Annotated in this window: 23 protein-coding genes; 5 read left to right on the plus strand and 18 right to left on the minus strand. The window is 68.9% G+C overall.

Features of this window, described 5'->3' with window-relative positions; all coding sequences use genetic code 11:
• The first annotated feature begins 123 nt into the window (after positions 1-123).
• The 5 genes from ABLI39_RS00835 to fabF all read left to right on the plus strand — a co-directional run bounded on the left by ABLI39_RS00835 (position 124) and on the right by fabF (position 5,284).
• The gene (locus ABLI39_RS00835; RefSeq protein WP_349411439.1) at positions 124-1,368 is read left to right on the plus strand and encodes a PucR family transcriptional regulator; all 1,245 of its coding nucleotides are present in this window, start codon (positions 124-126) and stop codon (positions 1,366-1,368) included.
• An 88-nt stretch (positions 1,369-1,456) separates the two neighbouring features.
• Positions 1,457-2,386, plus strand: coding sequence for an ACP S-malonyltransferase (locus tag ABLI39_RS00840; protein WP_349411440.1), 930 nt, complete (start codon positions 1,457-1,459; stop codon positions 2,384-2,386).
• The gene (locus tag ABLI39_RS00845; protein ID WP_349411441.1) at positions 2,383-3,444 is read left to right on the plus strand and encodes a beta-ketoacyl-ACP synthase III; all 1,062 of its coding nucleotides are present in this window, start codon (positions 2,383-2,385) and stop codon (positions 3,442-3,444) included. The genes ABLI39_RS00840 and ABLI39_RS00845 overlap by 4 nt, the downstream gene beginning before the upstream one ends.
• Positions 3,445-3,589: 145 nt before the next feature.
• On the plus strand, positions 3,590-3,835 hold the full coding sequence (locus ABLI39_RS00850) for an acyl carrier protein (RefSeq protein WP_138769033.1): 246 nt from the start codon (positions 3,590-3,592) through the stop codon (positions 3,833-3,835).
• A gap of 213 nt (positions 3,836-4,048) precedes the next feature.
• Positions 4,049-5,284: a beta-ketoacyl-ACP synthase II gene (gene fabF / locus ABLI39_RS00855; RefSeq protein ID WP_349411442.1), complete on the plus strand. Its 1,236-nt coding sequence runs from the start codon at positions 4,049-4,051 to the stop codon at positions 5,282-5,284.
• A gap of 146 nt (positions 5,285-5,430) precedes the next feature.
• Here fabF and ABLI39_RS00860 read toward each other — a convergent pair whose 3' ends face one another.
• The 18 genes from ABLI39_RS00860 to ABLI39_RS00945 form a co-directional block, all read right to left on the minus strand.
• Positions 5,431-5,934 (minus strand): DUF3145 domain-containing protein, encoded by a 504-nt coding sequence (locus ABLI39_RS00860; protein WP_136322385.1) that lies wholly within the window; start codon positions 5,932-5,934, stop codon positions 5,431-5,433.
• A gap of 315 nt (positions 5,935-6,249) precedes the next feature.
• Positions 6,250-7,176, minus strand: a complete 927-nt coding sequence (locus ABLI39_RS00865; protein WP_349411443.1) for a tyrosine recombinase XerC — start codon at positions 7,174-7,176, stop codon at positions 6,250-6,252.
• Positions 7,177-7,308: 132 nt separating this feature from the next.
• Positions 7,309-8,496: a DNA-processing protein DprA gene (dprA, locus tag ABLI39_RS00870; RefSeq protein WP_349411444.1), complete on the minus strand. Its 1,188-nt coding sequence runs from the start codon at positions 8,494-8,496 to the stop codon at positions 7,309-7,311.
• Positions 8,497-8,564: 68 nt separating this feature from the next.
• Entirely contained in the window at positions 8,565-10,112 is a 1,548-nt protein-coding gene (locus ABLI39_RS00875) for a YifB family Mg chelatase-like AAA ATPase (protein WP_349411445.1), read from the minus strand.
• Entirely contained in the window at positions 10,113-10,469 is a 357-nt protein-coding gene (locus tag ABLI39_RS00880) for a YraN family protein (RefSeq protein ID WP_349411446.1), read from the minus strand.
• Between the two features lie 92 nt (positions 10,470-10,561).
• Positions 10,562-10,888: a DUF2469 domain-containing protein gene (locus ABLI39_RS00885; RefSeq protein WP_349411448.1), complete on the minus strand. Its 327-nt coding sequence runs from the start codon at positions 10,886-10,888 to the stop codon at positions 10,562-10,564.
• Positions 10,889-10,930: 42 nt separating this feature from the next.
• Complete coding sequence (gene rnhB, locus ABLI39_RS00890) at positions 10,931-11,614, minus strand: ribonuclease HII (RefSeq protein WP_349411449.1); 684 nt, start codon at positions 11,612-11,614, stop codon at positions 10,931-10,933.
• A gap of 8 nt (positions 11,615-11,622) precedes the next feature.
• Complete coding sequence (lepB, locus tag ABLI39_RS00895; RefSeq protein ID WP_349411451.1) at positions 11,623-12,543, minus strand: signal peptidase I; 921 nt, start codon at positions 12,541-12,543, stop codon at positions 11,623-11,625.
• Positions 12,544-13,221: a signal peptidase I gene (lepB, locus tag ABLI39_RS00900; protein ID WP_349411453.1), complete on the minus strand. Its 678-nt coding sequence runs from the start codon at positions 13,219-13,221 to the stop codon at positions 12,544-12,546.
• A gap of 103 nt (positions 13,222-13,324) precedes the next feature.
• Positions 13,325-13,684, minus strand: a complete 360-nt coding sequence (gene rplS / locus ABLI39_RS00905) for a 50S ribosomal protein L19 (protein WP_146337296.1) — start codon at positions 13,682-13,684, stop codon at positions 13,325-13,327.
• Between the two features lie 246 nt (positions 13,685-13,930).
• Positions 13,931-14,740, minus strand: coding sequence for a tRNA (guanosine(37)-N1)-methyltransferase TrmD (trmD, locus tag ABLI39_RS00910; RefSeq protein WP_349411455.1), 810 nt, complete (start codon positions 14,738-14,740; stop codon positions 13,931-13,933).
• 1 nt (position 14,741) lies between these two features.
• Positions 14,742-15,338 carry a ribosome maturation factor RimM gene (gene rimM, locus ABLI39_RS00915; RefSeq protein ID WP_349411457.1) on the minus strand — a complete coding sequence of 199 codons (597 nt, stop codon included), beginning with the start codon at positions 15,336-15,338 and terminating at the stop codon, positions 14,742-14,744.
• 127 nt (positions 15,339-15,465) lie between these two features.
• Positions 15,466-15,708, minus strand: a complete 243-nt coding sequence (locus tag ABLI39_RS00920) for an RNA-binding protein (protein WP_349411459.1) — start codon at positions 15,706-15,708, stop codon at positions 15,466-15,468.
• 1 nt (position 15,709) lies between these two features.
• Complete coding sequence (gene rpsP / locus ABLI39_RS00925; RefSeq protein ID WP_138769023.1) at positions 15,710-16,132, minus strand: 30S ribosomal protein S16; 423 nt, start codon at positions 16,130-16,132, stop codon at positions 15,710-15,712.
• A gap of 208 nt (positions 16,133-16,340) precedes the next feature.
• Entirely contained in the window at positions 16,341-16,778 is a 438-nt protein-coding gene (locus ABLI39_RS00930; protein WP_349411460.1) for a hypothetical protein, read from the minus strand.
• Positions 16,779-17,266: 488 nt separating this feature from the next.
• Positions 17,267-18,142 (minus strand): VOC family protein, encoded by an 876-nt coding sequence (locus ABLI39_RS00935; protein ID WP_349411461.1) that lies wholly within the window; start codon positions 18,140-18,142, stop codon positions 17,267-17,269.
• Between the two features lie 115 nt (positions 18,143-18,257).
• Positions 18,258-18,746 (minus strand): GNAT family N-acetyltransferase, encoded by a 489-nt coding sequence (locus ABLI39_RS00940; protein WP_349411462.1) that lies wholly within the window; start codon positions 18,744-18,746, stop codon positions 18,258-18,260.
• Between the two features lies 1 nt (position 18,747).
• Complete coding sequence (locus ABLI39_RS00945; protein WP_349411463.1) at positions 18,748-19,497, minus strand: alpha/beta fold hydrolase; 750 nt, start codon at positions 19,495-19,497, stop codon at positions 18,748-18,750.
• Positions 19,498-19,568 lie beyond the last annotated feature (71 nt).

The following is a 19,568-nucleotide window of genomic DNA, read 5'->3' on the forward strand; positions in this document are numbered from 1 at the left end:
CCACCACGGTGGGGGCCGCCGTCGGGCGTTAACGGCTGTGCCCGAGCACTGTGATCCGCGACAACGCGCGTTGTAGCCTTTGCACAAATGGAGCTTGGCCGGCCGGCACCGTATGCTCGTTGCATGGCAGAGCCCACCACCACCCCCGCAAAACGCAAGCCGTCCGTGCGGGCCCTCACCCCGGAGAAGGCCGAGACGCTGAAAAAGCTCCGGTCCAGCGTGGGCCAGCTGTCCACGACGACCCTGCGCCAGCTGGAGGCCTCGCTGCCCTGGTACAGCCGGCTGAACTCCGACGAGCGCTCCGCCCTGGGCATGGTCGCGCAAAACGGCATCGCAGCTTTCGTCACCTGGTTCGAGAGGCCCAGCTCCCCCTCGTGGATCCTCTCCGACGTCTTCGGCACCGCACCGACGGAACTGACCCGATCGATCAGCCTGCAGAAGGCGCTGCAGCTGATCCGCATCGTCGTCGAGGTGGTCGAGGAACAGGTGCCGATCATCGCCCCCGAGGCCGACCAGGCCGCGCTGCGCGAGGCCGTGCTGCGCTATTCGCGCGAGGTGGCGTTCGCCGCCGCCGACGTCTACGCCCGCGCAGCGGAGACCCGCGGCTCCTGGGACACCCGGCTGGAAGCACTCATTGTCGACGCGATCCTGCGCGGTGAAAACACCGACGCGCTGCGCTCCCGGATCGCCGCACTGGGCTGGAAAGCCCAGGAACGCTTCACCGTCATGGTGGGAAATTCGCCGTCGGAACCGAGCGCCAGCTACGTCAGCGAGCTCCGCCGCACCGCCGGGCGCTTCGCCGAGGACGCCCTCGTCGGCATCCAGGGCGACCGGCTGATCCTGATCCTCGGCGGGGTGCAGGACCGCGAAACGGCCTGCCAGAAACTGAGCGAACTCTTCGCGCCCGGACCGGTGGTCTACGGGGCCGAAGCCGGGTCGCTGCTGGAGGCCAGCAGCTCCGCCCAGTCGGCCTTCGCCGGGCTGACCGCGGCCCGGGCCTGGCCTTCCGCGCCACGCCCCGTGGCGGCCGATGACCTGCTGCCGGAGCGGGTGATCTCCGGCGACGACGCCGCCCGGCGTTCCCTGGTCAAGAACATCTACCGGCCCCTGCTCGCGGCGTCCAACGGCCTCGTGGAGACCCTCGGGACCTACCTGGAACTCGGGCATTCGCTCGAGGCGACGGCCCGCGAACTCTTCGTCCACGCCAACACCGTCCGGTACCGGCTCAAGCGCGTCTGCGACGTCACGGGCTGGGATCCGCTGATCCCCCGGGAGGCTTTTGTGCTCCAGGCGGCATTGGTGGTGGGCCGGCTTTCGACCCCGCCAAGGCCCACCGCGGAGCGCCAGCCGTCCCGTAACAACTCCTGACCCGTTGTAGACTTCCTACAAACTGACCCAGTGAGCTTGGTGCATGAGAGTACCGATGAATCACGCGGCAATTTGGAAAGCTGGATACGTGCTTGCAATCGTTTGCCCTGGACAGGGCTCCCAGACCCCTGGTTTTCTAGCCCCCTGGCTGGAACTGCCATCCGTCGCAGGCCAGCTGGCCTCCTTTAGCGAAATCGCAGGCATCGACCTCACCGCCCACGGAACCACCTCCGACGCGGAAACCATCAAGGACACTGCCGTCGCGCAGCCCCTGATCGTCGCCGCCGGCCTGGTGACCGCCAAGGCCCTCTTCGACGTCGAACTCGGCACCCTCCCGGTCATCCTGGCCGGGCACTCGGTCGGCGAGATCACCGCCTCGGCCCTGGCCGGCGTCCTGACCGAGACCGAGGCCATGACCTTCGTCCGCGAACGCGCCAACGGCATGGCGGCCGCCGCCGCTGCCACCCCCACCGGCATGAGCGCCGTCGTGGGCGGAGACCCCGCCGACGTCCTGGCCGCGATCGAGGCCTGCGGGCTCACCCCCGCCAACGTCAACGGCGCCGGCCAGACCGTCGCCGCCGGCACCCTGGAGCAGCTCAAGGCCCTCGCCGAGAATCCGCCGGCCAAGGCGCGCGTGATCCCGTTGAAGGTCGCCGGGGCATTCCACACCTCGCACATGTCCCCCGCCGTCGCCGCGCTGCAGGCCCTGCGGCCCTCGCTGCACCCGCGGAACCCGCAGGTCCCCCTGCTGTCCAACTTCGACGGCGCCGAGGTCACCGACGGCGGCGCCGCCGTCGACAGCCTGATCGCCCAGGTCTCGCGCCCGGTCCGCTGGGACCGCTGCATGGAGACCCTCGTGGCGCGCGGGGTGACCGGCGTGATCGAGCTGGCGCCGGCCGGGACGCTGGCCGGCCTGGCCAAACGCGGCATGCCCGGCGTGAAGACCGTTACCGTCAAGACCCCGGATGACCTTTCCGCCGCCTTGGCCCTATTCGCAGAACTGGAGGGAGGGCAATGAGCACTCCAACCCTGAAGCAGGCTCCGCTGCAGGAGCACACCCGCGTGATGGGCGTCGGCGCCTACCGGCCCAGCGTGATCGTCACCAACGAGGACGTGTGCCAGTGGATCGACTCCTCCGATGAGTGGATCCGGCAGCGCACCGGCATCATCACCCGCCACCGGGCCCCCGCCGACGTCAGCGTGATCGACATGGCCGAGGGCGCAGCCCGCGAGGCCCTGCAGAAGGCCGGCATCGACGCTTCCGAGCTCGGCGCCGTGATCGTCTCCACCGTGACGCACCCCTACGCGACGCCCTCGGCCGCCGCCAGCCTGGCCGACCGCCTCGGCGCCACCCCGGCACCGGCGTTCGACATCTCAGCGGCCTGCGCCGGCTACTGCTACGGGATCGCCCAGGCGGACGCCTTGGTCCGCTCCGGCGCGGCCAAGTACGTGCTGGTGGTCGGCGCGGAGAAGCTCTCCGACGTCATCGACAACACCGAACGCACCATCTCCTTCCTGCTCGGCGACGGCGCCGGCGCCGTCGTCGTCGGCCCCTCCGACACCCCGGGCATCGGCCCGTCGGTGTGGGGCTCGGACGGCAGCAAGTGGGACGCCATCGGCATGACCCACTCGATGCTGGACATCCGGGAGCTGGCGCTGGCCGGCAAGCGCGACGCCGCGCTGAGCGAGGGCGAGGCCGCCGTGACCGAGGCGGCGCTGTGGCCCACGCTGCGCCAGGACGGCCAGACGGTGTTCCGCTGGGCGGTCTGGGAAATGGCCAAGGTGGCCCAGCAGGCGCTCGACGCCGCCGGCATCCAGGCCGAGGACCTCGCGGCCTTCATCCCGCACCAGGCCAACATGCGGATCATCGACGAGATGGCCAAGAAGCTCAAGCTTCCGGAGACCGTCAAGGTCGCCCGGGATATCGCCGAAGCAGGCAACACCTCGGCAGCCTCCATCCCCCTCGCAACCCACCGCTTGCTGCAGGAAAACCCTGAACTGAGCGGCGGACTGGCCCTGCAGATCGGCTTCGGAGCCGGACTGGTCTTCGGCGCCCAGGTGATTGTGCTTCCCTAGGCGGCCACCGCACTTCTCGAGCTGCTGGCATCCCCGACAGCACGGATTCCCGAACCAAGCCGAACCCTCGGTTTGAATCATTTCGCCAGAATCTCCCGGCACAACCACCGGAAGCGGACGGCACCAACAAGAAAAGGAGCCATCAATGGCTAGCAACGAAGAAATCCTGGCCGGCCTGGCTGAAATCGTCAACGAAGAGACCGGCCTGGCCCCCGAGGCTGTCGAAATGGACAAGTCCTTCACCGAGGACCTGGACATCGACTCCATCTCCATGATGACCATCGTCGTCAACGCCGAGGAAAAGTTCGGCGTGCGCATCCCGGACGAAGAGGTCAAGAACCTCAAAACCGTCGGCGACGCCGTCAGCTTCATCGCCAGCGCCCAGGCCTAATTCCGCCTGAGCCTTGGTTCCGGCCCCACGGGCCGGAGCTGTGGCCGGTCCGGGGCGCTCCAGCGGCCCCGGACCGGAACCCACCGCTGGACGCCTTTCTTGCATGACCGCTGAGCTCTCTTCAGCATGACCACCAAGTTTTCCCCACGCACGCCCCGGCCTCCCCTCACCGGGTTCCGGACACGGCAGGCGCACCGACGAAAGAGTGATCCCATGGCACGCAAAGTAGTCATTACCGGTCTGGGTGCCACCACACCCATTGGCGGCGATGTCCCCACGATGTGGAAGAACGCGCTGAAGGGCGTCTCCGGAGCGCACACGCTTGAGGACGACTGGGTAGCCAAGTACGAACTGCCCGTGCACTTCGCGGCACGCGCCTCCACCCCCGCCCTCGAAGTCCTGAGCCGGGTCGAGGCCAAACGCATGGACCCGTCCACGCAGTTCGGCGTCATCGCCGCCCGCGAGGCCTGGGCCGACGCCAACATCACCGAGGTCGACCACGACCGCCTCGCCGTCGCCTTCGCGACCGGCATCGGCGGCGTCTGGACGCTGCTGGACGCCTGGGACACCCTGCGTGAAAAGGGCCCGCGCCGCGTCCTGCCGATGACCGTGCCGATGCTGATGCCCAACGGCGTCGCGGCCGCGGTCAGCCTGGACCTGGGTGCCCGCGCCGGCGCCCACACCCCCGTCTCCGCCTGCGCGTCCGGTACCGAAGCCGTGCACATGGGACTGGACCTGATCCGCTCCGGGAAGGCCGACGTCGTCGTCTGCGGCGGCGCCGAAGCGGCCATCCACCCGATGCCGATCGCCGCCTTCTCCTCGATGCAGGCGCTCTCCCGCCGCAACGACGATCCCGAGCACGCCTCGCGCCCCTACGACCGCGACCGTGACGGCTTCGTCATGGGTGAGGGCGCCGGTGCCCTGGTCCTCGAGGCCGAGGAGCACGCGATCGCCCGCGGCGCCCGGATCTACGCCGAGCTCGCCGGCACCTCGGTGACCGCCGACGCCTACCACATCACCGCCCCGGACCCGGAGGGCCTCGGCGCCACCCGTGCGCTGAAGGCTGCCATGTTCGACGGGCGGATCCAGGCCGAGGACGTGGTGCACGTCAACGCGCACGCGACGTCCACTCCGGTCGGCGACAAGCCCGAGTACACGGCCCTTAAGGCCGCCCTCGGCAAGCACGTGGATGACGTCGCGGTCTCGGCCACGAAGTCGCAGATGGGGCACCTGCTGGGCGCCTCCGGTGCGGTGGAGGCCGTGCTGACCGTGCTTGCCGTGTACGAGCGCAAGGCGCCGGTGACCATCAACCTCGAGAACCAGGATCCCGAGATCCCGCTCGACGTCGTCACCTCCGAGCGGGCCCTGCCCGGCGGCAGCATCGTGGCGCTGAGCAACTCCTTCGGCTTCGGCGGCCACAACGCCGTGATCGCCGTTCGCAGCATCTAAGTCGCTTGGCCCTGGGCCTTCGGGTCCGGACGCCAAAACGACAGATGGCGGCAATGTTCCTCGTGAACATTGCCGCCATCTGTCGTTTGGCGTTGCTATGGAGTGTTTAGTGCAGGGTAGTGCGCTGGAGGTTAAGCGGCGGACGCTTAGCCGACCTGGTGGAGCCAGCGCACGGGGGCGCCTTCGGCGGCGTGCCGGAAGGGTTCGAGTTCCTCGTCCCAGGCCTCGCCAAGGGCCAGGGAGAGCTCGTGGTAGACCGCGGAGGGGTCGCCGGCGCCGGATTCGTAGGCGTAGCGGATGCGGTCCTCGGAGACCATGATGTTGCCGTGCACGTCCGTGACGGCGTGGAAGATGCCAAGCTCGGGGGTGTGCGACCAGCGGCCGCCGTCGACGCCCTGGCTGGGCTCCTCGGTGACCTCGTAGCGCAGGTGCGCCCAGCCGCGGAGAGCAGACGCCAATTGAGCCCCCGTGCCCGGCGTTCCGGTCCACGACAGCTCGGCCCGGAACATTCCGGGCGCGGCGGGCTGGGCAGTCCACTCAAGATCCGTCCGCTTGTCCACGACAGACCCAATGGCCCACTCAACGTGGGGGCACAGGGCTGTCGGGGCCGAGTGAACGAACAGGACACCGCGGGTTAGTGCAACAGACATTCCATCCTCCATAGCTATAGGTACGTCTTCCCCAACGACCTCTGCCTGGATGCCTGTCTGCTGCGTGAATCCGCGTGCGGGGCGGTTGCCCCTGCCAGACTATTCAGTTTCTTTGAAACCACATGGTGCAAAAAATAGGTCCGGACCTCAGGTGGTGGAACGATGCTCAAGAGCTTCAAGCACCACTTGAAAGTTGCCGGGCGTGAGTCTTATTCTGCCGTACCCCGCCTAATTACGCCAGTGCAATTCCGCGCGTCGTTTCCGGCGCGCCGTTTTGGCCAGCGGAGGGGTGGACAGACGGGGTCCGGGCGGCCATCAGGCGCGCGGGTGGGCCTGCTGGTAGCTTTGCCGGAGCCTGTCGACCGAGACGTGGGTGTAGATCTGGGTGGTCGCCAGGCTGCTGTGGCCGAGGATTTCCTGCACGGCCCGCAGGTCCGCCCCGCCGTCGAGCAGGTGCGTCGCCGCCGAGTGCCGCAGCGCGTGCGGGCCGGTCGCCGAGGTGTCCCCCAGCCCGTCCAGCAAGCCATTCACGACGCTGCGGACCTGCCGCTGGTCCACCCGCTTGCCGCGCGCGCCGAGGAAGAGCGCGGGTCCCGATTCGGCCGCGGCCAGGGCCGGGCGTCCGCGGCGCAGCCAGTCGTCGACGGCGAGCGCCGCCGGGAGGCCGTACGGGACCGTCCGTTCCTTGTTGCCCTTGCCGAGCACGCGCAGGGTCCGCCGGTCCGGGTCGAGGTCGTCGACGTCGAGGCCGGAGAGCTCCCCGACGCGGACACCGGTGGCGTATAAAAGTTCCAGCATGGCGCGGTTACGCACGGCCAACGGCTCGCCCCCGGCCGCGGCCGACTCGGCCCCTGCAACAAGCCGCTGCACCTGCCCCTGCTGAAGCACGCCGGGCAGGGACTTTTCCCGCTTCGGTGCCTTGAGCCGCAGGGCCGGGTCGGCCGTGATGAGCTCCTCGCGGACGGCCCACGCGGTGAAGGCCCGGGCTGTGGCCGCACGCCGGGCCAGCGTGGCGCGGGACATCCCCGCTTCGCTCTGGGCACCGAGCCAGCGGCGCAGCGTGCCGAGTTCCAGATCAGCGAGGTTCTCCGCATTTTCCGAGACCGCATGAGCCAGCAGGCTGCCGACGTCGGCGAGATAGGCGCGCACGGTGTGGGCCGAGCGGCCGCGTTCCGCTTCCAGGTAACGTCCGAAGCCGTGGGCGGCCTCGGCGAGCGCTGCGGGAAGTTGCGGGGAGGACACCCTCCAACTCTCCCAGCAATTAGTCCGGCACCGGCGCAGCCCGGCGGCGCGTCGCGGGGCGTGGCTGTGGCGGGGCCGTAGCGATTCACCGCCCGCCCCCGCCGCAGAGCCGCACTAACGTGCCCACCGTCATCATCCGGCTGCGGAGGCGCGCTTCCAACCGCCGTGGCGTGATTCGGCCAGGCCCAGCAGTCCGAGCCGGCCGAGGCCCGCCCTGACCGATTCAGGGCTCAGCCCGGCGACCGTGGCGAGCTTCTCCACGGTGCTCGTGATCCGCAGCGGGAGGGCGTCCAAGAGGATCAAGTCCTCGAGGGTGAGGCCGTCGTGGGCTTCCACCCGGCCAGACCCGGGTTCCGGCAGGAAGTCTCCGCTGGGTGAGGCGAGTTCCGCGATCTCGGCGGCGTCCGTGACGCACACGGCGCCGCCTTCGCGTAGCAGACGGTGGCAGCCGGCGGAGTTGGCGCTGTGGACCGACCCGGGAACCGCCCCGACGGCCCGTCCCAGGGTTTCGGCGTGGTGGGCGGTGTTGAGCGCACCGGATCTCCACCGCGCCTCCACCACTACGGTCACGGCGGCAAGAGCTGCGATGAGCCTGTTGCGTTGCAGGAAACGGTAGCGCGTGGGCGCCGAGCCCGGCGGGACCTCGGCCAGCACAGCGCCCTGGTTGGCCACGGTCCGGAGCAGGTCCTCGTTCCCGGCGGGGTAGAACCGGTCCACGCCCCCGGCCATGACGGCGATGGTCGGCAGGCCTTCCGTGGCGCCGGCCAACGCGGCCCGGTGGGCGTGGGCGTCGATGCCGTACGCGCCGCCGGAGATGATCGTAAAGCCGCGTTGCGCCAGCGCATAGGCCAGGTCACCGGTGACGGCGGACCCGTAGGCGGTGCTGTCCCGGGATCCGACCAGCGCGATGGCTTTATGAACCGCTGGCAGTTCTTGTTCCACGCCGCGCCACCAGAGGCAGAGCGGTTCCTGCAGCCCCAGGTCGGCCAGCTGGCGGGGCCACAGGTCATCCGCCGGGATCAGCAGACGGCCGCCGAGCCGCTGCATGGTGGCCAGGTCTCGTGCCGGTGCAAGGTCCGGAACCCGCGGCGCCCAGCGTTTCATGGCCATGCCCAGGCCGGTCCAGCCGCCTCCTGCCCCGTTCTCTTCGAGCACACTGGACAGCTCCTGCTCCAGGTCGGGGCCGGCCGCCAGCTGCCCGGTGGCGATCCGCAGGGCATCCTCGGCCCCGGCGACCCGGACCAGGGCCAGGCCGGCGGCGTCCTGGGGTTCCAGGAGCCGGGACAGCGCGGCCCGCGCCGTCCTTTCATTCTCTGTCATGGTGCTGCTTTCCCTTCACGCTTTGGTTCTCCTTACGGGAAATGCTGGTGATTGTGCAGGGGTGGTAGTCAGGCCGCAGCCGCTGTGGCCTGACGGAGTCCGAGTGCCTGGCCGATGTCGTCCGTGTCGGGACTGTCGCGGCCGTCGAGGTCCGTCAGGGTCCAGGCCAGGCGGAGCACGCGGTCGTACCCCCGGGCCGTCAGGGACCCGCGTTCCAGCGCGTGGTCGAGGATCCGCGTGGTCGGTCCGGGCAGGCGCAGCGGATCGCGCAATACCCGTCCCGGGACTTGCGAGTTGGTTTCCAGCCCGAGGGGACGCAGCCGCTCCAGTTGGCGCTCCCGGGCGGCTTGAACCCGGGCGGCGATGTCCGCGGTTCCCTCTTCGGCGCGGGGCTGGCCGAAGTCCGCCAGTGCCACGCGTTCGACCTCCAGCTGGATGTCCACCCGGTCCAGCAGCGGCCCGGACAGCCGGGCGAGGTAGCGGCGCCGCATGATTGGGGTGCAGGTGCAATCCACGCCCTTGCCGGAGGCTTTGCCGCACGGGCACGGGTTGGCCGCAAGGACCAGCTGGAAGCGGGCCGGGTAGGCCGCCGTGCCCGCCGAACGGTGGATGACCAGTTCACCGCTTTCCAACGGCTGCCGGAGCGCGTCCAGGACCCTGCGCTCGTACTCGGGGGCTTCGTCCAGGAACAGCACGCCGCGGTGCGCCCGGGAGGCCGCACCCGGCCGGGGCAGCCCGGAGCCGCCGCCGATGATGGCGGCCGCGGTCGCGGTATGGTGCGGGTTTTCGTAGGGCGGCCGGCGGAGCAGCGTCACGGACGCGGACGTGAGGGAACTGAGCGAATGGATGGCCGTCACTTCCATCGCTTCCCGGTCGCCGAGGTCCGGGAGCAGGCCGGGCAGTCGCTCGGCGAGCATGGTCTTGCCGGCTCCGGGCGGCCCGGTCAGCAGCACGTGGTGCGCCCCGGCGGCCGCCACTTCCAGTGCCCGGCGGCCCTCCCCCTGGCCCGAGACATCGGACATGTCCGGCGCCAGGGGCGCCGCAGCAGTTCCGCCGGCGTCGTCCGGCTCCTCGTCCTCCGGCTCAAAGTCCAGTGCCAGGTCCTGCGGGTCGGCGCCGAAGTCGAAGGCCAGCCGGGCCAGGGTCCGATAGCCACGGACCCTGGCGCCGGGGACAAGCTCGGCTTCGGCCGCGTTGGCGTGCGCCACCACCACGTCGGGATAGCCGGCCTGGACAGCCGCCATCACGGCCGGGAGGATGCCGCGGACGGGCCGTAGCCGTCCGTCCAGACCAAGCTCCGCGATGAAGACCTGCCGGCCGGTGGGGCGGATGTCGTTGGCGGCCAGCAGCACCGCCATGGCGATGGACAGGTCGAAACCGGACCCGCGTTTGGGCAGGGACGCCGGGATCAGGTTCGCGGTAATCTTGCGGCGGCTGAGCGGGATGCCGGAGTTGTGGGCCGCCGAGCGGATCCGTTCCTTCGCCTCGTTGAGCGAGGCATCCGGCAGGCCAAGGATGACGAAGGCGGGCAACGTCTGGCCGATGTCCGCCTCGACCTCGACGATGTAGCCGTTCAGCCCCACCAGCGCGACAGAATACGTGCGTCCCAGCGCCATCTACCCCACCCCTTTGAGGTGTTCGATGGCCGGCCCGCCGGTGCCGTCGTCGAGCACGGCGATGACGTCCACGCGGCGCAGCGGCATTCTCAGTTCATGGTCCCGGCACCATGCGGAGGCCAGCCGGTGCAGCCGGGCCAGCTTGTCCACGCCCACGGCCTCGAAGGGGTGCCCGTAGGCGAGGGATTTGCGGGTCTTGACTTCGGCGATGACCAGGGCGTCGCCGTCGAGCGCAACAATGTCGATCTCGCCCTCGGGGCAGCGCCAGTTGCGGTCCACGATCCGCATGCCCTGGGCCTCGAGGAAGCCGGCGGCAAGTTCCTCACCGCGGCGGCCCAGCACGTCCTTAGCTCTCATGCCTCCAGCGTGGAACGCAGGGCGGCCAGGACGCGGACAAGACTTTGGCTATGTGGGTAACTCAGGATTCCCAGACGCCAGATAGCCCGGAATCAGTTCCCCAGGCCCTCCACCTTGGGCAGGGCGAGCTCCTCGTTGCGCGGGAGTTCCTCTACGTTGACGTCCTTGAAGGTGATGACGCGGACGCTCTTGACGAACCGGGCGGAGCGGTACACGTCCCAGACCCAGGCGTCCTGCAGGGTCAGATCGAAGTAGACCTCGCCGTCGGCGCTGCGCGCCTGCAGGTCCACGTGGTTGGCCAGGTAGAAACGCCGCTCGGTCTCGACCACATAGCTGAACAGCCCGACGACGTCGCGGTATTCGCGGTAGAGCTGCAGCTCCATGTCGGTTTCATAGTTTTCAAGGTCCTCGGCACTCATGGTTCCATCTTGCACCATCGGGCGCCGGGCGCGCGCCACGGCTCAGTCGCCGAGCAGCTGCCAGCTCACCCGGTGGTACGGCGTGGGGCCGGCGGCGCGGAGCGCGTCCTTGTGCGCGGCGGTGCCGTAGCCCTTGTTCTCGTTCCAGCCGAAGGCCGGGTACTCGGTGTGCAGGGCGGCCATCCGGCGGTCGCGTTCGACCTTGGCCAGCACCGAGGCCGCGGCCACACTGAGGCACTGCATGTCCGCCTTGACCAGGGTGTGGACCGGCGCGTCGCAGCCGGGCTGCTCCGGGGCGTCGTCGGGGTCCGGGTCGAACAGCGAGGCCTGCGCGACGGGCGAAAGCCAGTTGTGGCTGCCGTCCAGCAGCACCACGTCCGGCGTCACGCCGGCGGCCAGCACCGCGGACCAGGCGCGGTTCCCGGCCAGCCGGAGCGCGGCGATGATGCCAAGCGCGTCGATTTCCGCGGCGGAGGCGTGCCCCACCGCGGAAGCGACGCTCCAGCTGCGCACCAGCGGCTCCAGCCGCTCCCGGTCCGCCACCTTGAGCAGCTTGCTGTCCCGCACATCGGCGAGCAGCGTCTGCTGGTGCAGGTCCACGACGGCGATCCCGACGCTCACCGGTCCGGCCAGCGCGCCGCGGCCCACCTCGTCGATCCCGGCGAGCAGCCGGGCACCGGAGCTCCGGAACCGGCGCTCGTAGTCGAGAGTGGGGGCTTCGGACACGGCTGTCCTTACTTCCCGGCGGCCGGGACGCTGCGGAAGACGTCCGGGTAGTTGTCCAGGGCCGTGATCCGGTTCAGCGGCCAGGCGATCACGGCGGCTTTGCCCTCGATGTCGGCCACGTCGATGAAGCCGCCGTTGCTTTCCATGTGGGCGCGGGAGTCGGCGGAGTGGTTCCGGTTGTCGCCCATCACCCAGACCTTGCCGGCGGGCACCACGACGTCGAAGTCGCGCACCTGCGGGACCTCGGCACTGTTGATGTATTTCTCGTCCAGCGGGGCACCGTTGACGCTGATCCGGCCGCTGCCGTCGCAGCAGACAACGTGGTCCCCGGGCAGACCGATGACGCGCTTGACGAGGTGCTGCTCGGAGTTGTCCGGCAGCAGGCCGACAAAGGTCAGTGCGTCCTGCACGCCGGTGAACGGCCCGGCCGGCTTCTGAGCGGTCGGCACGAGCCAGCCCTTGGTGTCCCGGAAAACGACGACGTCGCCGCGCTCCATGGCCATCGGCTCCGGCACCAGCAGGTTGACGAAGATCCGGTCGTTGACGTCCAGGGTGTTCATCATCGACTCGGACGGGATGTAGAACGCCCGGAACAGGAAGGTCTTGATCAGGAAGGACAGTACGACGGCGATCACCACCACGGTGGCGACTTCCTTGAGCCAGAGGAACGCGGGGCTGCGGCCTTCCCGGGCCTTCGCCCGCCGGGCCCTCCCCGACGACGGACCCGCGTGCGACGGACCCGTCTGGGCTGCGTCAGCGGCACGCGCGGGCAACACCGGGTCCGGGGCGTGTTCGCGGCCCGGGGTGTGCTCGGGCCGAGGCACGGCCGGGAGCCGCGTCGTCGGGTGGTCGGCGCCCGGGATGGGCGAGGAGGTCACCCGGGGCTCGTCGTTCCCCTGATCAGGTGTCCGGGGTCCGGTCTCGGGCATCTACTGTCCGTTCTTCATCGTTGTGGCGGCCACGGTGGGCCGCGGTATTGCTGCAAATCTATCAAGCGGCCAGAGGATCTGTACCGGCCGGCCAATGACACGGTCCAGCGGTACCATTCCGCCGCCGGGGGCCCCCAGCAGGCTGCGGGAATCGGCCGACTTTGAGCGGTGGTCGCCCATCAGCCAGAGCCGGCCGTCCGGAACCAGCACGTTGAACTTAAGCTGGCTCGGAACGTCGCCCCCAAACACATAGGGTTCCTCAACTGGCTGGCCGTTGACTGTGAGACGGCTGTCCGCGTCGCAGCACACCACGTGGTCACCGGGCAGCCCGACAACGCGTTTGACGTAGGTGGTGTCGCTGCCGGTCAGGCCCAGCCAGTGGCCCGCCGCGGCGAGGAAGTCGGCGGCCGGGCCCTTGCCGCTGTTCAGCGGGGCGAAGGAGCCGCGGCCGTCGAAGACCACGACGTCGCCGCGGCGCACCGGTTCGACCGTGAAGTCGGTCCGGGATACCACGATCCTGTCCCCGTCGCGGAGCAGCGGCTCCATCGACGCCGAGGGGATGAAATAGACGTCCAGCCATAGCGAGCGGACCAGTCCGCTGATGGCCACGGCGAGGACCAGGCCCAGAAGCACAAAACGCCAGCCCAGTTTTCTGGGCCGGCGTTTTGTCTGTTCCATGATCCGTGTCCTCTAACGCTTTTCTCAGTTGAACGGCGCAGTGGCAGACGGTCCGGGCGAATGCCTGGACCCTCCATGGATCCGCTGTGAAAGTCCGGAGGACTTACTTGGCGGTCTGGAAGTCGCGCTTTTCCTTGATCTTCGCAGCCTTACCGCGCAGTGCACGCATGTAGTAAAGCTTGGCGCGGCGCACGTCACCCTTGGAGACGAGCTCGATCTTGTCGATGATCGGGGAGTGTACCGGGAAGGTACGCTCCACGCCGACGCCGAAGGAGACCTTGCGGACGGTGAAGGTTTCGCGGACGCCGTCGCCCTGGCGGCCCAGGACGAAGCCCTGGAAGACCTGGACGCGGGAGTTCTTGCCTTCGATGATGTTCACGTGCACCTTGATGGTGTCACCGGCGCGGAACTCGGGAACATCGGTGCGCAGCGAGGCTGCGTCTACGGAATCGAGGATATGCATTGATCCACTCCTGGTGAACGCCACAGGTCATTCACGTTGGGTCACGGCGGCCAAGCCCGAATGCAGTGCACCGGAAATTCCCGCCGAAAGTTTTGTCGTTCCGGCTCCGTCAGGACTTGACGGCGCCGGGGTGCCGCACTGTTGGTGACGCTCCCCCTGTGGCAGGTTCGCACCCAGCAGGCACAAGGACTAATTTTGCCACAAACCGGTTCGTTTTGGTGAATTGGCCTCCGTGGAGGCGGCGGCTCACGCGTCGGGGCGGCGCTTCAGCCGGCCGTCGACGACGTCGTACCCGAGGTCCCCGAAAGCGGTGCGGTCCGCGCGGGGTAGCTTCCCGGCGTCGAACGCCTCCAGCAGGTCCGGGCGGCGCTCGGCGGTGCGGCGGTACTGTTCATGCCTGCGCCATTGCGCGATCTTGCCGTGATTGCCGCTGAGCAGCACCGCCGGCACCTCACGTTCGCGCCAGCTGGACGGTTTGGTGTACACGGGGTATTCCAGCAGGCCGTCGGAGTGGGATTCCTCCACGAGCGATTCGGGGTTGCCGACGACGCCGGGCAGCAGCCGGCCGACGGCTTCGACCATGGCCAGGACGGCCACCTCGCCGCCATTCAGCACGTAGTCGCCGAGGCTCATGGGCCGCACGGTGAAGTGCTCCGCGGCCCATTCCAGCACGCGCTCATCGATGCCCTCGTAGCGGCCGCAGGCAAAGACCAACTGGTCCTCTTCCGCGAGTTCGTGGGCGATCGCCTGACTGAACCGCTCCCCCGCCGGGGACGGCACGATCAGCACGGGCTTGCGGGCGGTGCCCGGTTCAGGCGCCTTCGCGCCGGCCTCGGCCACGGCGGTCAGGGCCTGGGCCCAGGGCTCCGGCTTCATGACCATGCCGGCGCCGCCGCCGTACGGGGTGTCGTCCACCGTGCGGTGCCGGTCCGTGGTGAAGTCGCGGAGGTCGTGGACGGTGAGTTCCAGCAGCCCGTCCTGGCGCGCTTTCCCGATCAGGGAGAGCTCCAGCGGCGCCAGGTACTCGGGGAAGATGCTGACGACGTCGATCCGCATGTCAGGCGCGGCCCCCCGCGCCGGGACCGGCAGCGCCGTCGCAGGCGCCGGCATTGTCGGCGTCGCCGTCGTCCGGGGTTGCGCCGGCGTCGGTGTTGACCTCGAAAAGACCGGCCGGCGGGGTGACGAGGACGTACTTGTCGGCGACGTTGACCTCGGGGACGATCTGCTCCACGAACGGGATCAGGATTTCCTTGCCGGTCTGGTCGGTCACCACCAGCAGGTCCTGGACGGGCATGGTGTGCAGCCCGGATACCTTCCCGACCACCTCGTCGCCGACCCGGACGTCCAGGCCCACGAGCTCGTGCTCGTACCAGCCCTCGTCGTCGTCCTCGTCCAGTTCCTCGGTCTCGATGAAGAGCTTCGCGCCGCGGAGGGCCTCCGCATCGTTGCGGGTCTCCACTTCCTCGAAGGCCAGCAGCAGGATGTCCTTGTTCCAGCGGGCGCTCTCCATGGTCAGCGGCCCGGCCGAGGCCGGTTCCACCACAAACTGCGTGCCGGGAACAAAGCGGTCACCGGGCGCATCCGTGAGCACCTGGACGGTCACTTCGCCGCGGATGCCGTGGGGCTTGCCGATTCGTGCCACCTGAAGCTGCATCTGTTCCTCTGTTCGGGTTCTCTTGAAATCTAGGGGGTGTGGGGCGTTCTGCTGCGCAAAACAGTCCGGCCCCTCCACCATAAGCTGGTGGAGGGGCCGGACTAAAGATCAAGTAATGCTGGCTACGCTACCGGCGGCGGTCGGTGTCGACGACGTCGACCCTGACCGGTTCGCCGTCGGCCAGTGCCGCCACCACGGTGCGCAGTGCGCGTGCGGTGCGGCCCTGGCGTCCGATCACCCGTCCGAGGTCTTCCTGATGAACGCGCACCTCGAGGGTATCCCCGCGGCGGTTGTTCTTCGCAGAGACCTTGACGTCCTCGGGGCTGTCAACAATCCCGCGGACCAGGTGTTCGAGCGCTTCTGCCAGCAATTTACTCAGCCTCGGTGGTCTCTGCTTCGGCGTCGGCGGGAGCCTCGGCTGCGTCGTCCTTCTTGGCCTTCTTGGTGATGGCTTCCGGGATGATCACGGAACCCTTTTCCGGGGTGACGAAGGCTTCCTTGGGAGCCTTGGTCTTCAAGGTGCCCTCCTGGCCCGGGAGACCCTTGAACTTCTGCCAGTCACCGGTGATCTTCAGGATCGCGGCAACCTGCTCGGACGGCTGTGCGCCGACGCCGAGCCAGTACTGGGCACGGTCCGTGTCGACCTCGATGTACGAGGGCTCTTCGGTCGGGTGGTACTTGCCGATCTCTTCGATGGCACGGCCATCACGCTTGGAGCGTGCGTCCATGACGACGATGCGGTAGTACGGTGCGCGCATCTTACCGAAGCGCTTAAGGCGAATCTTTACGGCCACTTTTGTGGTCACTCCTGTTTCTGAAACGGGGTCGAGCCCGGCGTTCTGCACCCGTGGGGCGGGCCGTACTAGGGGGTTCTAAAGGACAGGATCCGGACGCGGAGAGAGGGGCCACGCAGATCGAGTACCTGTTCATTGTGCCAGATCACCGCGCGGATTTCGACTTGACACCCGCGGCGGGGGTGATTGGACGCCTTGGGCCCCGGTGTCAGGACGTCCAGACGTAGAGTCCGGCTTTGGTTGCGGGGTCGACGCCGGCGGCGAGGTCAGCGAGCTGGCGGACGTAGCGGGCAGCCTGGTCCACCCCGAAGGGCATGTCTTCCTCAGCGGCCCAGCTTTCGGCGACCTCGGTGAGGACGTCACCCTCCCCCTCGGTCTCGTAGCTGAGCAGGTCTGCCAGGGCCCGGACCATCGCGGCCGGAACGCCCAGCAGCGAGTCACTGGCCACGTCCACCATGGCGAGCTCATAGTCGGCGCCCGCGGCGTGCACCGCGGTGCCGGCCAGGTCGCCCAGCCGCTCAATTTCGAAGTCGCTGATGTCCGCGATCCGGATGGCGCCGGGTGCCGCTGCGGCTCCGCCGTCGAGGTCTGCGGCGCGCTTGAGTGCGGCGTCATGGGTGGCCACGAAGATTTCAGTAAATCCCAATGAGCTCATCCTTAGCTGTCAGGCGGCACACGGCCGCGGTTTTGGCGTCACTTCAGCCTAGCCGCTTCAGCCCGGGCCGCCGGAACGGGCATGCCCATCGCAGGTGCAAGCCCACGGACGGACATGCCCATCGCCCGACCCCCAGCGATGGTCATGCCCGTCTGAGCCCGAGCATCGGAACGGGCATGTCCATCACTGGCGCCGAGCATTGGACATAGCCAGGTTATGTCCATTCCTCGGTGCGTCGACCGGACATGTCCCTCGAACCAGCCCCGCACCAGACGAGCATGCTCGGCCGCAGCACCACGGGATGGGCATGCCCAGCGGCAAGGTTCGAGAATGGGCATGCTCAGCGGGCAGGCTCAAGGATGGGCATGCTCATCCTGCGTGGCATCGAAGGATGGGCATGCTCATTAGTGGAGCCGAACGTTGGGCATGTCCGGTGCACGGCCGCCGGCAACGGGCATGTCCGGGAACGTCCGGAGCTGCTAGCGGACGGCGACGCGGATCCGGTTGCGCCACGGATCCTCAAAGCGCAGCTCAGCCCCGGTGTGGTGCGACTGGACGCCGGCGGTCCTGAGCCGGTCCGCCAGGGCTCCGACGTCGTCGCCGGACGGTACTTCGATCAGCACCTCGCCGAGACCCAGCGTGTCGCGGCGCGGTCCGGCGCCGCGGCTGTTCCAGACGTTCATGGCCATGTGGTGGTGGTAACCGCCGGCGGAGACGAAAAGAGCCTGGCCGTGCCAGCCGGCGGTCTTCTCGAAGCCGAGAGTGCCGACGTAGAAGTCGCGCGCGGACTGCACATCGCCGACCTGCAGATGGACGTGCCCGACACCGGCGTCCGCCTCCCGCTGCCCGGCAAGCGATGCTTCGGTGAGGTGCTGCTCCAGGTAGCGCTGCGGCGGCAGGGCAAGACTGTCCATCACCACGTTCTTGCCCTCCCAGGACCAGGCCTCGCGCGGCCGGTCCCAGTAGAGCTCGATACCGTTGCCCTCGGGGTCGTTGAAGTAGAAGGCCTCGCTGACAAGGTGGTCCGCGCTGCCGGTGAAGGACTGCGGCTCATACTGTGCCGCGGAGGCGACGGTCGCCGCCAGGGAAGGCTGGTCGTTGAACAGCAGGGCCGTGTGGAAGAGACCGGCCTCGCCGCGGGAGGGCAGGTTCAGCCCGGGGGCCGGGGCCAGGTGGACCAGCGGCCTGGCCTGGCGCCCGAGGTAGAGTCCACCGTCCTGCTCGGCGACGATGTCGAGGCCGAGAGCGCGCTGGTAGTAATCGGTCATCATCTTCATGTCGCCGACCTTGAGCATCACGGTGCCCATGGTGAGTTCGGCAGGAAGGAGATCCTGGGTGCTGGCTTCTGCGGTCATCGAAACCCTCCGGTGGTCCTGTGGCCGCCGACCCTCGGCGACCTTACAGTAAGGTAAATTACTTGAAGCTTCAATTTATTCCTAACGGGCGGAGGTGCCCTTCACCGCTCATTGCCTAAAGCCTATTCCGCATGGCGACCCGTGGGCCCAAATCATCCAGCCCCAGCTGCGCCTCGTGGTGCCTCAGTCCGGCCAGCGCACCTCCGGGCTCCGCGACGACGTCGAAGCCGCAGCTCCGGTAAAACGGTGCGTTGAACGCAACGTCTTCAAAAGTGCACAGCGTCATCGATTCATAGCCCCGCCGCCGGGCCGCGTCGAGGGCTGCTTGAACCAGGGAGCGGCCGATCCCCCGGCCGGCCGCGTCAGGATGCACCGAGACTTGTTCGAGGTGGGCCTGCCCGTCGACTTCATCGATGCGGGCAAACCCCACGGGAGGGTTTCCAGCCACCAGAATGAGGACCGGTCCAACCGCTGGCGGCGGTTCGGGGGCGGGGAGCGGGCGGGACCCGAGCACCCCCTCGAGCAGCCGGTCGGCCGCGGCCTCAAGGGCAGGCAGCACTGCGAGGTCCGCCGGCGTCGCCAGCCTGATGCGCGGCCCGCGCACGTCAGGACGCGTGGGCGTGCCGGCTGCGGTTGACGTCGGCGATAAACGAGCGGATGGCCCGGTCGCCTTCCTTCGAATCCTGCGGCCGGTGCCCGCCCGGGGCTGTGCGGTGCAGGGCGCCGGTCTCCCTCAGGTAGCCGGCGATTTCCTCATACAGCGGTTCCCAGCCGCCGGTGAGGACCAGGGTGGGCACGCCCGGTACGATCTGCAGCGGGGCGTCCCACGGCGGGGCCTGGAGGCGGAGGCGGCGCTGTTCCCGTCCGTCGTCGGCCGCGGGGGCGCCCACGGTTCCGCGGACCGGGGCATGGGCGGCGAATACCCGGCGCACGAACTCGCGGTGGAAATCCTCGTCGCCGAGCTGGTGCCGGACGTCGAAGAGCGGCTGCATCAGCGCCCGGTGCGCCGCCGTCGCCGGCAGTTCGGCGGTCAGCGAGAAGCAGGCGGGTTCCACCAGGGTCAGGGACCGGACCAGGTCGGGACGTTCGACGGCGGCCATCATCGCTGCGATGGCCCCCTGCGAATGCGCCACCACGTGGCCGCCGGCCTCGCCGCGGCCGTCGTCGGCAAGGGCGCGCAGCACAATCGCCGCGTCCGCGGCGAAGTCCGTTTCCAGCGGTTCGGCGACGGCGTCGAAGCCGTGCCGGCGCAGGAACAGGGCGTCGTAGCTCAGCGCCATGCCATGCTGCTTCGGCCACGCCGCGGCGCCGAAACTGCCGGCCCCGTGGACGAAAACTACGCGCTGCTTGAACATGCCCTAAGCCTATGGCACCGCCCCGTCATCGGGGCCGGCGACATACTGGCTGTCGGCATGCTGCCCGCCCC

Origin of the sequence: Pseudarthrobacter sp. B907, from assembly GCF_040137805.1 — a bacterium.
Lineage (GTDB): Bacteria > Actinomycetota > Actinomycetes > Actinomycetales > Micrococcaceae > Arthrobacter.

Bases quoted from the DNA above. Each gene is read 5' to 3' on its own strand.
- ABLI39_RS00835 (WP_349411439.1), top strand. From the start codon at position 124: ATGGCAGAGCCCACCACCACCCCCGCAAAACGCAAGCCGTCCGTGCGG.
- ABLI39_RS00845 (WP_349411441.1), top strand. From the start codon at position 2,383: ATGAGCACTCCAACCCTGAAGCAGGCTCCGCTGCAGGAGCACACCCGC.
- ABLI39_RS00850 (WP_138769033.1), top strand. From the start codon at position 3,590: ATGGCTAGCAACGAAGAAATCCTGGCCGGCCTGGCTGAAATCGTCAAC.
- fabF (WP_349411442.1), top strand. From the start codon at position 4,049: ATGGCACGCAAAGTAGTCATTACCGGTCTGGGTGCCACCACACCCATT.
- ABLI39_RS00860 (WP_136322385.1), bottom strand. From the start codon at position 5,934: ATGTCTGTTGCACTAACCCGCGGTGTCCTGTTCGTTCACTCGGCCCCG.
- dprA (WP_349411444.1), bottom strand. From the start codon at position 8,496: ATGACAGAGAATGAAAGGACGGCGCGGGCCGCGCTGTCCCGGCTCCTG.
- ABLI39_RS00875 (WP_349411445.1), bottom strand. From the start codon at position 10,112: ATGGCGCTGGGACGCACGTATTCTGTCGCGCTGGTGGGGCTGAACGGC.
- ABLI39_RS00880 (WP_349411446.1), bottom strand. From the start codon at position 10,469: ATGAGAGCTAAGGACGTGCTGGGCCGCCGCGGTGAGGAACTTGCCGCC.
- ABLI39_RS00885 (WP_349411448.1), bottom strand. From the start codon at position 10,888: ATGAGTGCCGAGGACCTTGAAAACTATGAAACCGACATGGAGCTGCAG.
- lepB (WP_349411451.1), bottom strand. From the start codon at position 12,543: ATGCCCGAGACCGGACCCCGGACACCTGATCAGGGGAACGACGAGCCC.
- lepB (WP_349411453.1), bottom strand. From the start codon at position 13,221: ATGGAACAGACAAAACGCCGGCCCAGAAAACTGGGCTGGCGTTTTGTG.
- rplS (WP_146337296.1), bottom strand. From the start codon at position 13,684: ATGCATATCCTCGATTCCGTAGACGCAGCCTCGCTGCGCACCGATGTT.
- trmD (WP_349411455.1), bottom strand. From the start codon at position 14,740: ATGCGGATCGACGTCGTCAGCATCTTCCCCGAGTACCTGGCGCCGCTG.
- rimM (WP_349411457.1), bottom strand. From the start codon at position 15,338: ATGCAGCTTCAGGTGGCACGAATCGGCAAGCCCCACGGCATCCGCGGC.
- ABLI39_RS00935 (WP_349411461.1), bottom strand. From the start codon at position 18,142: ATGACCGCAGAAGCCAGCACCCAGGATCTCCTTCCTGCCGAACTCACC.
- ABLI39_RS00945 (WP_349411463.1), bottom strand. From the start codon at position 19,497: ATGTTCAAGCAGCGCGTAGTTTTCGTCCACGGGGCCGGCAGTTTCGGC.